Here is a 13,583-nt window from a genome sequence, read left to right as displayed (position 1 = left end):
CTGCGCAGGCCGCCTTGGCCTATTACGCTTACCCGTCGCGAGGAGTCGCCGCCGTGCCCGCTGTCGTACGAGCCGTACGGGAGACCGTGTCGGGGCTTCCCCGGACCTTCTGGTGGCTGTGGACGAGCACGCTGATCAACCGGCTCGGCGCCTTCGTGGTGACCTTCCTCGCCCTGTACCTGACCCTGGACCGCGGCTACTCCGCGACCTATGCCGGTTTGGTGGCCTCGCTGTACGGCCTGGGCGGCGCGGTCGGCGCGGTCGTCGGCGGTGTGCTCACCGACCGGGTCGGGCGGCGCTCGACGATGCTGCTGGCGCAGCTCGGCGCCGCGGCCGGGACGGCGGCGCTGGCGTACGTGAACGGGCAGGTGGCGATCGCGTCGGTGGCGACCGTGCTCGGCGTGGCGAGCAGCGCCTCGCGGCCCGCGGTGCAGGCGATGATGGCGGACATGGTGCCCGCGAAGGACCGGGTGCGGGCGTTCTCGCTCAACTACTGGGCCATCAACATCGGGTTCGGTGTGTCTTCCGCGGCAGCCGGGCTCATCGCGTCGCAGGGCTACTTCTGGCTGTTCCTCGGCGGCGCCGTGATGACGCTGCTGTGCGCCCTGGTGATCTGGGCGAAGGTCCCGGAGACCATGCCCGAGAGCGGCCCCGCCTCGGCCGCGGCGGGCAGGACGTCGCGGGCCGGGCTCGGCATCGTGCTGCGCGACCGCCGCTTCATGGCGTTCGTCGCGCTGACCTTCCTTCTCGGCACCGTCACCCAGCAGGGCTCGACCACGCTGTCGGTCGACATGGGGCGGCAGGGCTTCAGCGCGAGCCAGTACGGCCTGGTCATCGGCCTCAACGGGCTGCTCATCGTGCTGCTCCAGATCCCGTTGACCCGCATGGTCGAGGGCCGCAGCCGGGCGGCGCTGCTCACCGCGGGCACCGTGCTGATGGGCTGGGGCTTCGGGCTGACCGCCTTCGCCGGGTCGGTGGCCTTCTACGCCTTCACCGTGGCGGTGTGGACGATCGGCGAGATCCTGCACGCGCCCGCGTCGATGTCGCTGGTCGCCGACCTGTCCCCGGCGCACGCCCGCGGCCGCTACCAGGGCATGTACTCCATCGCCTGGCCGGCCGCGTCCTTCGCCGGGCCGCTGCTGGGCGGCGTGGCACTGGACCGCTGGGGCGGCGGCGTGGCCTGGGGGGCGTGCGCGGTGGTCGGCACGGTGGCGGGCGCCGGGTACTGGCTGCTGCTGCGGGAACGCACTCTGCGGGCCGAGCCCGTTGTCGCGGCGCCTCCGGCCCTGGACCGGGTGCCGGGGCCGACGGCCGACCACTGAGCGCAAGGCACCGAGAGCGCCTCCCCCGGCCCGTCAGGGCTGATCGGTGACCGCGGCGACTCTTCCTACCGCCATATACCGTCAGCCGGTATATGCTCGACGTATGTCCTCCCAACCGCTGCGGGAGCCGACGCTCCTGCTCCTCACCGCACTCGCGGATGCCCCCCGTCACGGCTATGCCCTGATGCAGGAGGTCGAGACGATCTCCCGGGGACGGGTCCGCCTCCGGGCCGGCACGCTGTACGGCGCGCTGGATCGCCTGCTGAAGGAGGGGGTGGTCCGTGTCGAGCGCGAGGAGGTCATCGACAGCCGTATGCGCCGCACCTACGCCCTCACCGACGCGGGCCGCGCCCTGCTCGCCACCGAGGCCGAGCGGCTGCGCACCACCGCCGACGAGGCGGCGCGGCGCCTGGGGATCGGCCTCGCCCGACCGGACGGAGCAGGCGCATGACCACGTCCCCGCCGCACTGGACCACCCGCGCGTATCCGCCCGCCTACCGCCGGGCGTACGCCGCCGAGATCAGCGGGCACATCGCCCGGGTCACGTCCGACCGGGGCCGACGTGCGGGGACTCTCGAAGGCGCCGCCATCCTCGGTCACGCCCTGCGCATGCGCACCGGACTGGACTCCGCCCGCCCCGGCGGCCGCCTCCTGGCGGCACTGCCGGCCTTCGTCGTTCCCGTCGCCGCCTCGCTGTGCCTGACGCTGCTCGTCGTCTGGCGGATACCCCCGCTGCCCTGGGACGGCGAGCGCGCCTGCACCCCGCTCGCCTATGTCCCCTGGCCGGCCGTCCTCGGGTGCGCGCTCGCCGGCCGCTGGGCGAGCGCTCGTGTCGCCGCGGGCGCCGCGCTGCTCGGCGCCGTCGCGTCCTGGCCGCTGGTCCGCTGGACCGACGGCGCGGAAGGGCTCGCACAGAACCGGACGACGCTGGCCGGGCTGGCGCTGGCCGCCCTCCTGGTGCTCCTCGCCCCACCCGACCTGCCGCCCGTCACGAGCCGCGCCCGCCGGGCCATGGCGCTGGTCGCCCTCGCGCTGGGGGTACCAATGCTGGTGGGGGCGGTGACGGTCTTCGACACCGTCTCCGGGCCGTACACCACCACGGAGGCGCGGGCCGATCCGCTGCTTCTCTTCGTCTGCTTCACCCCGCTGGTCCTCGCCGTGCCCGCGGCCCTGGCGATGTCCCGCACCCGGTACGGCCTGGCCCTGGCGGCCCTGCTGATCGCCGGGTCCGTGCTCTCGTTCGTCCCGGTCGGATGGCTGGCGGAAGTGCCGTACGCGGCAGGTGGCCTGCTGGCGCAGGAGGTGTTCGGGACAGGAGCACTCGCGCTCGTCGTGCACGCCGTCCGCGACACCCGCGAGCGACGGCGCGCCGTGCGGCGCTGAGCGGCGCGCTCCTCCCGTCGCGCCACCCGTGCGGCCACCTCCGGGTGGCCGCACGACCGGGCGGACCCGCGGTCCGGGACGCCTACTGGTCGGCCTCGCCGGTCAGATGGGCGAACGCCTCCAGGTTGCGCGTCGACTCCCCGCGCGCCGTCCGCCAGGCGTGCTCCTTGCGGATCGCGGTCGCAAAGCCCAGTTCCAGAAGGGTGTTGAAGCTGCCGTCCGCGTGCTCCAGCACCGCGCCGAGCAGCCGGTCGACCTCCTCGGGGACGACCGCCACCAGCGGCAGACGGCCCGCGAGATAGACGTCACCAAGCCCGTCGATGGCGTAACTCACCCCGTACATACGGGTGTTGCGCTCCAGCAGCCAGCGGTAGAACGCCTCGTGGTTCTCGTCGGGACGGCGTACGACGAAGGCGTTGACGGAGAGGGTGTGCCGGCCCACGGCCAGCGCCACGGTGGTGGACAGCTTGCGCGTGCCGGGCAGCTTGACGACGTACTCACCGGACACGCCGGTCTCCCAGTCGAGCTCGGCCTCCCTCAGCGCCTGCTCGACCGCCGACCGTGCCGCCGCCTGCTCCCGCTCACCCATGCGGCGATCGTAGGCGACGCCGCCGCTCGGCCATCGCACCCGCGTAGACCTCGGCGGTCCTGGCCGCCGCCGTGCCCCACCCGAAGCACTCCGCGTGGCGGGCCGCTGCCTCGCCCATCGTGTCGACCAGGTGGGGGTGCTCGACGAAGCGGCGCAGCGCGCGGGCGTAGTCGCCCGGGTCGTGGCCGGGCACGAGGAAGCCGGTCTCCCCGTCCTTCACGGCCACCGGCAGACCGCCGACCCGGGCCGCCACCACCGGCGTGCCGCAGGCCTGTGCCTCGATGGCCACCAGGCCGAAGGACTCGCTGTACGAGGGCATGACCAGCACCGACGCGGCCCGGTACCAGTCGGCGAGCCGGTCCTGGCCGACCGGCGGCTGGAACCGCACGAGATCGGAGATGCCCAGCCGGGCCGCCAGCTTGTGCAGCCGCTCCGGCTTCGCCAGGCCGCTGCCGCTCGGCCCGCCGACGACCGGGACCACCAGCCGGTCGCGCAGCGACGGATCCTCGGCGAGCAGGATCGCCACCGCCCGCAGCAGGACGTCCGGCGCCTTGAGCGGCTGTATCCGCCCGGCGAACAGCGGGATCACCGCGTCCTGCGGCAGCCCCAGCCGGGCCCGCGCGGCGGCGCGGCCGCCGGAGCCGCCCGTCGGGTCGGGGCGGAAGCGGTCCAGGTTGACGCCGGGGTGGACGACGGCGACCTTGAGCGGGTCGGCTTCGTAGTGCCGGATCAGTTCGTCCGACTCCTCGGCCGTGTTGGCGATCAGCCGGTCGGCCGCCGTGACGATCTGCGTCTCGCCGATCACACGGGCGGCGGGCTCGGGCATGTCGCCCTCGGCCAGGCAGGCGTTCTTGACCTTCGCCATCGTGTGCATCGCGTGCACCAGCGGAACGCCCCAGCGCTCGGCGGCGAGCCAGCCGACGTGTCCGGACAGCCAGTAGTGGGAGTGCACGAGGTCGTAGTGGCCCTGGCGGTGGCGGGCCTCGGCGAGCATCACGCCGTGCGTGAACGCGCAGAACTGGGCGGGCAGGTCCTCCTTGGCCAGCCCCTCGTAGGGGCCGGCGTCCACATGCCGCACCAGGACGCCCGGCGCGAGCTCCACCGCCGGCGGCAGCGCGGCGGTGGTGGCCCGGGTGAAGATCTCCACTTCGATGCCGGAGCCCTCGGCGAGCCGCTTGGCCAGCTCCACGATGTAGACGTTCATGCCGCCCGCGTCGCCGGTGCCCGGCTGGTGGAGCGGCGACGTGTGCACGCTGAGCATCGCCACGCGCCGCGGCCGGCGCCCGCCGACACCGTGCCGGCGCAGCCGGCGGTGCGCACCACCGGTCAGGACCCTCGCCACGTACTGGCTCACGTCGCCGTGCCTCCTCGCTGCTCTCAGGGCGGGCCGCCGCCTGCGCGCGGACCGGCCCCGAACCTCTACAACCGGTCAGTAGCCGAGATCCATTTCCTCTTTGCCAAAGCGTGACCCGGCCGGCGACCGGGGCGGACCGCAGGCGTCCCGGCACGTGCCGGCGACCCTGGAGGCCACCGGGGATGCTGCCCGGTCGGCGCCGCCGCACGCGTCCACGCCGTCGGCGGCTCCGCGGGGCTCGCATAGGCTCGGCGTATGCGAGCGAGGCGGCCGGTCGGGGAAGTGACGCGGGGGACGACCAATCCGAACCGGCTGCGCCGCATGGACCGGTGGATCGTGGCGGCGCACGGGCCCGCGCTGCGCCGCGCGGCGGACCCGCTCGCCGTGGACCTGGGGTACGGCGCGGCGCCGTGGACGGCGCTGGAACTGCTGCAACGGTTGCGGACGGCGCGCGCGGACGCCGAGGTCGTCGGCATCGAGATCGACCCCGGGCGGGTCGAGGCCGCGGCGCCATACGCCCGCGAGGGCCTGTCCTTCGCGCACGGCGGCTTCGAGGTACCGCTGCCCGGCGACCGCAGGCCCGTGCTGATCAGGGCGGCGAACGTACTGCGGCAGTACGACGAGCAGCGGGTCGCGGAGGTGTGGGACCGGCTGCGTTCCCGGCTCGCCCCGGACGGGCTGCTGGTGGAGGGCACCTGCGACGAGATCGGCCGCCGCCACGTGTGGGTGGCGATAGGCCCCGAAGGCCCGCGCACGGTGACGTTCGCGACCCGGCTGGGATCCCTGGAACACCCCTCCGACCTGGCCGAACGACTGCCGAAAGTGCTGATCCACCGCAATGTGCCGGGCGAGCCGGTGCACGCCTTCCTCACCGACTTCGACCGGGCGTGGGCGGCGGCCGCGCCCTTCGCCTCGCTGGGCGCGCGACAGCGCTGGATCCGGACGGTCGGGAGCCTGGCCGGTCCGGGCGGCTGGCCGGTGACGGACACCGCGGCGCGCTGGCGGCAGGGCGAAGTCACCGTGCGCTGGGAGGCGTTGGCACCTGCCGGCGGCTGATCGCGGGCCCTGCGGGCACCACGCCGCCCGGCCTGCGCCGCACCGCCCCGAGGCACGGTGCCCGGGGTGACAGCACCGACGGGCACCGTCGAAGGAACCGGGCCGCCGGGCGGCCCGGCCGCGGCCGCGGCCGCGGAACAGGGCGCCGTCTCGGCCCCGCCTCGCGGGAGCGGCGGCGGCATGTTGTCCACAGCCCTGTGGACAACATGCCGCCACCGCACGAACGCGGGTGACCTGCGGCGCACGGCCACCGCCGCGTGACGGGCGCCACTGCACATCCGTCCGGACGTGACGTTGCTCATGTCCGAAATGCCCCCCGAACGCCGAAATCCCCAGCTCGCAGGCGCATATGACACGGGCGGTTCACCGGCAGGCCCTCCCCCGCGGACACGCGGTACCGCTATGGTCGCCCTTCAGTGTGCTCGGAGCCGACGGTGGCAACACCGCTCCGGGACGTTGCCCTCGGGGGGAGGGAAGGAATGGTCCGATGTCGCCGATGCCCGCGACCGAACGGCGAACCGACCGGTTCGCCACCGTGCCGGGGCCGCGCCAGGAAGTGCTGCCCGCCGAGGGCCGGACCTCCCCTGCCCTGACGCTGCTCGTCATCGGTGAGGACCCCTCCGGCACCTTCACCGTCCCCGACCTGCTGGACGTCTCGGGGACCCGCGTCCGCATCCGCCGCGCCCGCAACCTGACCGAGGCGGAGCGGCTGCTGCTGCGCGACGACGTCAACTGCATCCTGCTGGAGCTCGGCCCGGACACCGCCGCGGGCCTCGACGGCCTGCGGCAGCTGCTGCGGCTGGCGCCGCGGACCGCCGTACTCGTCCTGACCACAGGCACCGACACCGACGCCGAGCGCGCCGCCGAGGCGGTCCGCGTCGGTGCCCAGGACCAGCTCACCCCGGCCGACCTGGAGCCGTCCCACCTGACCCGGGCCATCCGCTACGCGGTGGAACGCAAGCGGGCCGACGTCGCCCAGCGCCAGCTCACCGAGACCCGGCTGCTCGCGCAGGAGAACTCCCGGCTGGAGCGCGGCCTGTTGCCGACCCCGCTGCTGCAGGGCGCCGACCTGCGCTTCGCGGCCCGCTACCGGCCCGGCCGCAGCCGCGCCCTGCTCGGCGGCGACTTCTACGACACCGTGCGCACCCCCGACGGCACCGTGCACGCCATGATCGGCGACGTCTGCGGCCACGGCCCGGACGAGGCCGCTCTCGGCGTGGAACTGCGCATCGCCTGGCGTGCGCTGACCTTCGCCGGGCTCTGCGGAGACCTCCTGCTCTGCACGCTGCAGCAGGTGCTGGAGCACGAGCGGCCCGACGAGGAGATCTTCGCGACCCTCTGCCAGGTCGACATCGCCGCGGACGGGCGCTCCGCCGACCTCTATCTGGCCGGCCACCCCGCCCCGCTGGTCTCGCTGTCCGGGATGGCGCCGCAGCTGCTGCCCTACGAGCACGGCGGTCCGGCGCTCGGCCTGCTGCCCGGCACGTCGGGCTGGGAGCGGGCGCGTATCGAGCTCGGCGAGTCGTGGAGCCTGATGCTCTACACGGACGGGCTCATCGAGGGCCGGATCGGCCAGGGCCCGCAGCGACTCGGGCAGGAGGGCATGGTCGAACTCATCGGGCGGCAGTTGTCCGCCGGGCTCGCCGGCGAGGAACTGCTGGACGCCGCCGTCACCGAGGTGCGGGAACTCAACGGCGGGGAGCTGACGGACGACGTCGCGCTGCTGCTGCTGGAATCCGGCGCCTGATCCGGCGCCGGTTCACGGGGAGCGTCAACGGCCCCGGCGGGCTCAGCGGTTGAAGGGTCCGTACGGGCCGTCGCTGCTGCTGCCGCCGCGACGCCGGGGGCCGCCCTTGCCCGCGACCTCGCGGAGCTTCGGCCGCACGTCCACCATGTACACGATCACCGCGATCAGACCGATGACCGGCAGGAACGACAGGATCGAGAAGATCTTCATCACCACGGCGGCGATCGCGAGGACGATCAGCCAGAACGCCTTGGTGTTCTTGTCGGCCGCGCGGTAGGCGTCCTGGCGATGGATCGCGGCGTCGATCAGGGCGAAGAGCGCGAGCAGGAAGAGCGCCCAGGACACCAGGCCCAGGACACCCAGGAAACCCGTAACCAGCATTGCCGTCCACCTCCGTCGTCGGCTCCCACCGTACCCGGCCGGGCGAGCCGGGGGCGCCCTCCTGCGCGAAGCGCCGTAGGGCCGCAGGGCCGTGGGCTCACAGGAGCGGGCCGGGCACGCGATGCGTGCCCGGCCCGTAGTGCGCGCGGGAAGGCGCGCGGGTGTGCGCGGGCCTCAGGAGGCCGGCTTGCCCGGCGTGCTCTTCCGGGCGGCGGCGGGGGCCGGCTTCTTCGCCTGGGCCGGCTTCTTGGCCGAGGCGGACCGGTCGTCGGCCGGGGCCGGGGCCGGGGCGGGCACGGAGTTCTGCGCGGGAGCGGGCGCCGGGGCGGGCTGCGCCGCCGGACGCGGCTCCGGCTCGCCCTCGATGGCGACCGCGATGTCCTCGACCTGGTCGGCGGCCTCGCCGCGCCAGGTCGCGACCGCGTCCTTGCCGCGCTCGGCCAGGCCGTCGTAGGTCTCCTTGGCGCGGACCGCGTACTCGGCGGCGCGGCCCACCTGCTGGAGCGCGAAGTCCTGCGCGGAGTCGCGCAGCTTGCGCAGATCGGTGTCAATGCTGCCGAAGAGCTCGTTGACCTTGGCCTGCGCCCTGTTCTGCGCGCCCTTGGCCTGCGCGGTCACCTTCTCCTGCACGGCCTTGGGGTCGGTGCCGCGGATCTTCTCGATCCGGTCCGGGGCCTCGCTGCGGATCTTCTCGATCAGCGGCGGGACCTCCTTCAGCTTCTCGGCCGCGAGGTCGGCGGTGCCTGCCAGTGCGTAGAGCGGGGTCGGGTCCTTGAGGGTCTTGACGAGGTCGTCGGTGATCGCCATGAGGGTTTCTCCCGTATGAGGATGGTGGCGTGTACGTCTGTTGAGTCCGCCGGTCACTCGGCGGCCGCGGCGTCGCCGCCGCCCCCGTCGTCCGGTCCGGCGGTCGCCTTCGGCTTCAGCACGGCGGCAGCCGTTTGCGCCGCCTTCTTCACCGCGCGCTCGCGCGGCGCGGCGTACTGCTCGTCCTGAGCTTCCTCCACCGCGGCGCTCTCCCTGCGGAACGACTCGTAGATCTGGAGCAGGACCTGCTTCTGCTTCTCGTTGATCGCCGTGTCGGCCAGGATGGCGGTACGGACCTCCCGGCCGTCGCCCTGGTCCCGCTCGTCGAGGATCCCCGCCTGCACGTACAGGGTCTCGGCGGAGATGCGCAGCGCCTTCGCCAGTTGCTGCAGGATGTCGGCACTGGGCTTGCGCAGCCCGCGCTCGATCTGGCTGAGGTACGGGTTGGACACCCCCGCGGCGTCGGCGAGCTGGCGCAGCGAGAGCTTCGCGTTGCGGCGCTGCTCCCGCAGATACTCACCGAGGTTGCCGACGTTCAGTGAAGCCATGTCTTAGAGCATGCCCCGCGGTGCTAACTTTTGCAAGCAGAGTGCTTGCAAAAGTCTCGTTAAGGGGATGTGACGCCCGCCGTCACGGGCCGGACGGCCCAGGGTCTGTCCGGCGGCGCCGTGGGCGTGATAGTCATGAAACTGACTGATCAACCCCATGACTGGGGCCGCGGCCCCCGGAAGGCGGCAGGCCCATGTCGACCACCACCACGGACCGTTTCCGCACCGCTGTGGAGACCCGCGACCTCGCCGGGCTCGACGATCTGTTCACCGACGACATCCGGTTCTACAGCCCGGTCACGTTCACGCCCTTCGAGGGCAAGCCCATGGTGCTCGGCCTCTTCGGCGTCCTGCTCCGCACCTTCGAGGACTTCCGCTACGTCGGCCGCTTCGACGGCACCTCCGCCACCAGCGGCGACGGCGGCGACGCGCCCTCGGAGATCCTGCTCTTCCGCGCCACCGTCGACGGCAAGGACATCCACGGCATCGACCTCCTCCACTTCGACGAGGCCGGCCGGATCAAGGAGTTCACGGTCATGGTCCGCCCCCAGTCCGCGGTGCAGACCCTCGGCAAGGCGGTCTTCGCCGGCCTGGTGGCCGCCGGCCTCGCCCCCGCCCCGGTGGACGACCCGATCGCACCGTGACCGCCGGCTCCTGGTGACTCCGGTCCGGGCGCGGGCTCCGTCCGCAGCGGGGACCGGGGGCGGCGCCCGCCGGACCCCCTCCGGCGGGCGCCGCACACGGGATGCCCCGTGCTGCCGCCCCCGAACAGTTCGGCCGTCGTCGCGGCAAAATCGGCGCCCGGCTCGCACGGCACGGGTACGGCACCCCCGACCCCCGGTCGTGCGGCTCAGGACGGCAACCGGCCGGAGGCACCTACGGCATTGCGGACCGGAACTGACCGCAATGCTCCGTACCGTCGAAGACGCAAGGCGACGACGTAAGAGAACGCCGGGACACCGGCGGCCGACGGACAAGAGGTGCACGATGCCCACGGTGGTTCGCAACGAGACGGACGAGCGGGACGCCCTGCTGGCCTACCTGGAGTCGCAGCGCGCCGGCGTGCGCCGGGCGGTGCTGGGACTGGACGACGCGCAGGCCACGTCGCGGCCGAGCGCGAGCGAGCTGACCCTCGCCGGGCTGGTCAAGCACGTCGCCCGCATGGAGGAGGTCTGGGTGCAGGGCCTGCTCCTCGGCCGCGAGGAGAAGGCGGGCAGCCAGGAGGACTACGTCAACGGCTTCCGCCTGCTGGACGGCGAGACGCTCGCCGGCTGGCTGGACCGCTGGGCCGCGATCGCCCGCGAGACCGAGGCGGCCGTGCTCGCCCTCCCCGACCTGGAGGGGACGGTCGCGCTGCCGGACGCACCGTGGAACCCGCCGGGCATGAAGGTCAGCACCCGCTGGATCCTGCTCCACCTCATCGAGGAGACCGCCCGGCACGCCGGGCACGCGGACATCGTCCGCGAGTCCCTGGACGGCCGGACGGCCTTCGAGCTGGTCGACCTCGCGGCACGCGAGGGCCGGCCGATGGGCTGACCGCCCGGCCGATCAGTCCCCGGGGGCCAGCGGCTGCTGGAGTTCCGTCACCCAGGTGTCGGGGTGGCCGCCGGCCTCCAGGTAGAACTCGCGCGGGTAGCCGGTGGAGCGGTGGTCGTGGGCGTCGATCCAGCGGGCGAGCGTCTGCTCGCTGCGCAGGACGTCGTCCATGGACCCGCGGTGCACGATCGTCGCCGCGCTCTCGATCGCGGGCAGGTCCACGACCGCGAAGTCGTACCCCGCGTCGGGGTCCACGTCCACCGGGAGCCCGGCGTGCACCACGACCGCGCCGTTGCCCTCGGGCGCGTCCTCGTAATGGGCCACGCTCGGCCCCACCGGCCGCACCCCCGCCGCCTCCAGGCGGCGGCACAACTCGCCGTACAGCGGCTGGATCACCGGGCTGATCTGCGCCGGCTCGAACCCGGCCGCCGTCGCGGTGAGTTCGGCCAGCCGTACGCCGGGCACCCGCTTGACGACCACGTCGTCGGAAGCCATCCGTCCCTCGCTTTCGATGGTCCGCAGCCTCGCCTCGACACCCGCCAGACGTGCCGCGTCCGCGGCGATGGCCGCCGCGAGTTCGGCGCGTCGCAGCCGCAGCATGCCGCGCAACTCGTCGGCGCCGACCTTCTCGTCGAGGATCGACCGCACCTGTTCGAGGGTGAAGCCGAGGTCCTTGAGCGCGATGATCCGGTTGAGCCGGGCGAGCTGCCCCGCGGCGTAGGAGCGGTATCCGCTGGCGGGGTCGACACGGTCGGGGCGCAGCAGCCCGATGGCGTCGTAGTGACGCAGCATGCGGACCGATACACGGCCGTGCCTGGCGAAGTCTCCGATGCTGAACATGACGCCCTCCAGTGCAGGGCCTCACACGGTGTGAGGGTCAAGCGCGTCCGAGCCGGGAACGCCCGATGCCCCGGCACACGCGGCCGGGGCATCGGGCGACAACGGGGTCGCGGGCGTCAGCCGCGCAGCTCCGCCGCGACCAGCTCGGCGAGCTGGACGGCGTTGAGCGCGGCACCCTTGCGGAGGTTGTCGTTGGACAGGAAGAGCGCGAGGCCGTGCTCGACGGTCTCGTCCGCGCGGATCCGCCCCACGTAGGAGGGGTCCTTGCCGGCGGCCTGCTGCGGGGTGGGGATCTCCGACAGCTCCACGCCGGGCGCCTGGGCCAGCAGCTCGTAGGCGCGCTCCACACTGATCGGACGCGCGAAGCGGGCGTTGACCTGCAGCGAGTGCCCGGAGAAGACCGGGACGCGCACACAGGTTCCGGACACCTTCAGCTCCGGGATCTCCAGGATCTTGCGGGACTCGTTGCGGAGCTTCTGCTCCTCGTCGGTCTCGAAGCGTCCGTCGTCGACGATCTTCCCGGCCAGCGGGACGACGTTGAAGGCGATGGGCCGCTGGTAGACCGCGGGCTCGGGGAACTCCACGGCCGCGCCGTCGAAGGTCAGCCCCGTCGCCTGGTCGGCGACCTTGCGGATCTGCCCGTCGAGCTCGGCGACACCCGCCAGTCCGGAACCGGAGACCGCCTGGTACGTGGTGGCGACCAGCGCGGTCAGCCCCGCCTCGTCGTGCAGCGGGCGCAGCACCGGCATCGCGGCCATCGTGGTGCAGTTCGGGTTGGCGATGATGCCCTTGGGGCGGTCGGCGATCGCGTGCGGGTTGACCTCGGACACCACGAGCGGGACCTCGGGGTCCATGCGCCAGGCCGAGGAGTTGTCGATCACGACCGCGCCCGCGGCGGCGACCTTGGGGGCGAGCGCCTTGGACGTGGCGCCGCCCGCGGAGAACAGGACGATGTCGAGACCCGCGTAGTCGGCGGTCGCCGCGTCCTCGATGGTGATCTCGCCGTCCTTCCACGGCAGCGTCCGCCCCGCCGAGCGGGCCGACGCGAACAGCCGCAGCCGCTCCACCGGGAAGTCACGCTCGGCCAGCACCTTGAGCATGACGCCGCCGACCTGGCCGGTGGCTCCGACGATTCCGATCCTCATCCGGTCTCTCCGATCAGTGCGTACGTACGGTCCCGAGTATCCCCCGATGCGGCGAGTGCCCGGAGGGCCGTCTCGACTGCCGGCCGCCCGGCAGGCAGCAGCGGCAGCCGGACCGCGGGGGTGGGAATGCGTCCCTGGGCGTGCAGTACCGCCTTGGTCACCGTGGGGTTCGGCTCCGCGAAGCAGGCGGCGGCGAGCCTCGCCAGCGCATGCCCGCGTGCCGGATCGTGGGAACGGGCCAGCTCCACCCACTGCGCGGTGGCCAGGTGCGCGGAGGCCAGGATCGCCCCGGCCGCGCCCAGGGCCAGCAGGGCGGGGGCGAAGACGTCGTCCCCCGCGTACAGCGGCACCTCCCGCACCAGGAGGACGGTGTCCTGGTCGATGCCGCCCACGGCGTGCTTGAAGCCGATGACACCGGGGATTGCCGCGATCCGGCGCACGGTGTCGGCGCTCAGGGTGCGCCCGGTGCGGTACGGGATGTTGTAGACGACCAGCGGCGCTGCGGACGCCTCGGCCAGCGCCTCGAAGTGCGCGACCACGCCGTCCTCCGAGGGCCGCACGAACGCCGGTACGGTCACGAGCGCGGCGTCCGCGTCGAGTGCCCGCAGCTCCTCGGCCGCCCGTCGCGTATCGGCTCCCCCGGCCCCGACCGTGAACCGCGCACCTCTCTCCCGGCAGACCCGCCCCACGATCTCCCGGACGAGCTCCTTCTCCGCCTCGTCCAGGGTCGCCACCTCGGCCGTCGTCCCGAGCGCGACCAGGCCCTCGGCCCCGTCGTCCAGCACGTCGTGCGCGAGCCGCTCCAGCGCGGCGGCGTCCACGCGCCCGTCGGCGTCGAAGGGCGTGATCAGCGGTACGTGAATCCCCATGGGACC

The 13,583-nt window shown here is 73.5% G+C and carries 15 protein-coding genes; 7 read left to right on the top strand and 8 right to left on the bottom strand.

All coding sequences use genetic code 11. The annotated features are described in order from the left end of the window. Positions 1-53 precede the first annotated feature (53 nt). From PV364_RS29805 to PV364_RS29795, 3 genes are all read left to right on the top strand, one after another. The gene (locus PV364_RS29805) at positions 54-1,322 is read left to right on the top strand and encodes an MFS transporter (protein ID WP_319663528.1); all 1,269 of its coding nucleotides are present in this window, start codon (positions 54-56) and stop codon (positions 1,320-1,322) included. A gap of 103 nt (positions 1,323-1,425) precedes the next feature. Next, positions 1,426-1,773: a PadR family transcriptional regulator gene (locus PV364_RS29800; protein ID WP_319663527.1), complete on the top strand. Its 348-nt coding sequence runs from the start codon at positions 1,426-1,428 to the stop codon at positions 1,771-1,773. Continuing rightward, complete coding sequence (locus tag PV364_RS29795; protein WP_319663525.1) at positions 1,770-2,705, top strand: hypothetical protein; 936 nt, start codon at positions 1,770-1,772, stop codon at positions 2,703-2,705. Before PV364_RS29800 ends, PV364_RS29795 begins: the two co-directional genes overlap by 4 nt. An 82-nt stretch (positions 2,706-2,787) precedes the next feature. Here the strand turns inward: PV364_RS29795 and PV364_RS29790 are convergent, their stop codons facing one another. Continuing rightward, positions 2,788-3,294, bottom strand: coding sequence for a YbjN domain-containing protein (locus PV364_RS29790; RefSeq protein WP_319663524.1), 507 nt, complete (start codon positions 3,292-3,294; stop codon positions 2,788-2,790). Then, a complete protein-coding gene (mshA, locus tag PV364_RS29785; protein ID WP_319663523.1) occupies positions 3,287-4,648 on the bottom strand; it encodes a D-inositol-3-phosphate glycosyltransferase in 1,362 nt (453 codons plus the stop codon). The genes PV364_RS29790 and mshA overlap by 8 nt, the downstream gene beginning before the upstream one ends. Positions 4,649-4,903: 255 nt before the next feature. Between mshA and PV364_RS29780 the strand changes: the two genes are divergently transcribed. Together PV364_RS29780 and PV364_RS29775 are read left to right on the top strand one after the other, a co-directional pair. Beyond that, positions 4,904-5,704: a class I SAM-dependent methyltransferase gene (locus PV364_RS29780; protein ID WP_319663522.1), complete on the top strand. Its 801-nt coding sequence runs from the start codon at positions 4,904-4,906 to the stop codon at positions 5,702-5,704. 496 nt (positions 5,705-6,200) lie between these two features. Further along, the gene (locus PV364_RS29775; RefSeq protein ID WP_415924622.1) at positions 6,201-7,451 is read left to right on the top strand and encodes a PP2C family protein-serine/threonine phosphatase; all 1,251 of its coding nucleotides are present in this window, start codon (positions 6,201-6,203) and stop codon (positions 7,449-7,451) included. Positions 7,452-7,493: 42 nt separating this feature from the next. Here PV364_RS29775 and PV364_RS29770 read toward each other — a convergent pair whose 3' ends face one another. From PV364_RS29770 to PV364_RS29760, 3 genes are all read right to left on the bottom strand, one after another. After that, entirely contained in the window at positions 7,494-7,832 is a 339-nt protein-coding gene (locus PV364_RS29770) for a DUF2516 family protein (protein ID WP_319663520.1), read from the bottom strand. 174 nt (positions 7,833-8,006) lie between these two features. Continuing rightward, positions 8,007-8,639: a hypothetical protein gene (locus PV364_RS29765; protein ID WP_319663519.1), complete on the bottom strand. Its 633-nt coding sequence runs from the start codon at positions 8,637-8,639 to the stop codon at positions 8,007-8,009. 53 nt (positions 8,640-8,692) lie between these two features. Then, positions 8,693-9,187, bottom strand: coding sequence for a helix-turn-helix domain-containing protein (locus tag PV364_RS29760; RefSeq protein WP_319663518.1), 495 nt, complete (start codon positions 9,185-9,187; stop codon positions 8,693-8,695). Positions 9,188-9,381: 194 nt separating this feature from the next. Here PV364_RS29760 and PV364_RS29755 point away from each other — a divergent pair, with 194 nt between their 5' ends. Then, complete coding sequence (locus PV364_RS29755) at positions 9,382-9,831, top strand: nuclear transport factor 2 family protein (protein WP_319663517.1); 450 nt, start codon at positions 9,382-9,384, stop codon at positions 9,829-9,831. Positions 9,832-10,174: 343 nt separating this feature from the next. After that, positions 10,175-10,723, top strand: a complete 549-nt coding sequence (locus PV364_RS29750; protein ID WP_319663516.1) for a DinB family protein — start codon at positions 10,175-10,177, stop codon at positions 10,721-10,723. 12 nt (positions 10,724-10,735) lie between these two features. Here PV364_RS29750 and PV364_RS29745 read toward each other — a convergent pair whose 3' ends face one another. The 3 genes from PV364_RS29745 to PV364_RS29735 all read right to left on the bottom strand — a co-directional run bounded on the left by PV364_RS29745 (position 10,736) and on the right by PV364_RS29735 (position 13,577). Beyond that, on the bottom strand, positions 10,736-11,563 hold the full coding sequence (locus tag PV364_RS29745; RefSeq protein WP_319663515.1) for a MerR family transcriptional regulator: 828 nt from the start codon (positions 11,561-11,563) through the stop codon (positions 10,736-10,738). 116 nt (positions 11,564-11,679) lie between these two features. After that, complete coding sequence (locus PV364_RS29740) at positions 11,680-12,708, bottom strand: aspartate-semialdehyde dehydrogenase (RefSeq protein ID WP_319663514.1); 1,029 nt, start codon at positions 12,706-12,708, stop codon at positions 11,680-11,682. After that, complete coding sequence (locus tag PV364_RS29735; RefSeq protein ID WP_319663512.1) at positions 12,705-13,577, bottom strand: dihydrodipicolinate synthase family protein; 873 nt, start codon at positions 13,575-13,577, stop codon at positions 12,705-12,707. The genes PV364_RS29740 and PV364_RS29735 overlap by 4 nt, the downstream gene beginning before the upstream one ends. Positions 13,578-13,583: the final 6 nt, after the last annotated feature.

This window comes from Streptomyces sp. MI02-7b (assembly GCF_033793585.1).
In the GTDB taxonomy this organism is placed as follows: domain Bacteria; phylum Actinomycetota; class Actinomycetes; order Streptomycetales; family Streptomycetaceae; genus Actinacidiphila.
Note: the sequence above shows the minus strand (reverse complement) of the source record. Positions and strands in the feature narration are given on the sequence as shown.

Excerpts from the sequence above, each read along its gene's own strand:
- PV364_RS29750 (WP_319663516.1), top strand. The coding sequence starts at position 10,175 with ATGCCCACGGTGGTTCGCAACGAGACGGACGAGCGGGACGCCCTGCTG.
- PV364_RS29735 (WP_319663512.1), bottom strand. The coding sequence starts at position 13,577 with ATGGGGATTCACGTACCGCTGATCACGCCCTTCGACGCCGACGGGCGC.
- PV364_RS29790 (WP_319663524.1), bottom strand. The coding sequence starts at position 3,294 with ATGGGTGAGCGGGAGCAGGCGGCGGCACGGTCGGCGGTCGAGCAGGCG.
- PV364_RS29770 (WP_319663520.1), bottom strand. The coding sequence starts at position 7,832 with ATGCTGGTTACGGGTTTCCTGGGTGTCCTGGGCCTGGTGTCCTGGGCG.
- PV364_RS29795 (WP_319663525.1), top strand. The coding sequence starts at position 1,770 with ATGACCACGTCCCCGCCGCACTGGACCACCCGCGCGTATCCGCCCGCC.
- PV364_RS29740 (WP_319663514.1), bottom strand. The coding sequence starts at position 12,708 with ATGAGGATCGGAATCGTCGGAGCCACCGGCCAGGTCGGCGGCGTCATG.
- PV364_RS29775 (WP_415924622.1), top strand. The coding sequence starts at position 6,201 with ATGCCCGCGACCGAACGGCGAACCGACCGGTTCGCCACCGTGCCGGGG.
- PV364_RS29800 (WP_319663527.1), top strand. The coding sequence starts at position 1,426 with ATGTCCTCCCAACCGCTGCGGGAGCCGACGCTCCTGCTCCTCACCGCA.
- PV364_RS29755 (WP_319663517.1), top strand. The coding sequence starts at position 9,382 with ATGTCGACCACCACCACGGACCGTTTCCGCACCGCTGTGGAGACCCGC.
- PV364_RS29760 (WP_319663518.1), bottom strand. The coding sequence starts at position 9,187 with ATGGCTTCACTGAACGTCGGCAACCTCGGTGAGTATCTGCGGGAGCAG.
- PV364_RS29780 (WP_319663522.1), top strand. The coding sequence starts at position 4,904 with ATGCGAGCGAGGCGGCCGGTCGGGGAAGTGACGCGGGGGACGACCAAT.
- PV364_RS29765 (WP_319663519.1), bottom strand. The coding sequence starts at position 8,639 with ATGGCGATCACCGACGACCTCGTCAAGACCCTCAAGGACCCGACCCCG.
- PV364_RS29745 (WP_319663515.1), bottom strand. The coding sequence starts at position 11,563 with ATGTTCAGCATCGGAGACTTCGCCAGGCACGGCCGTGTATCGGTCCGC.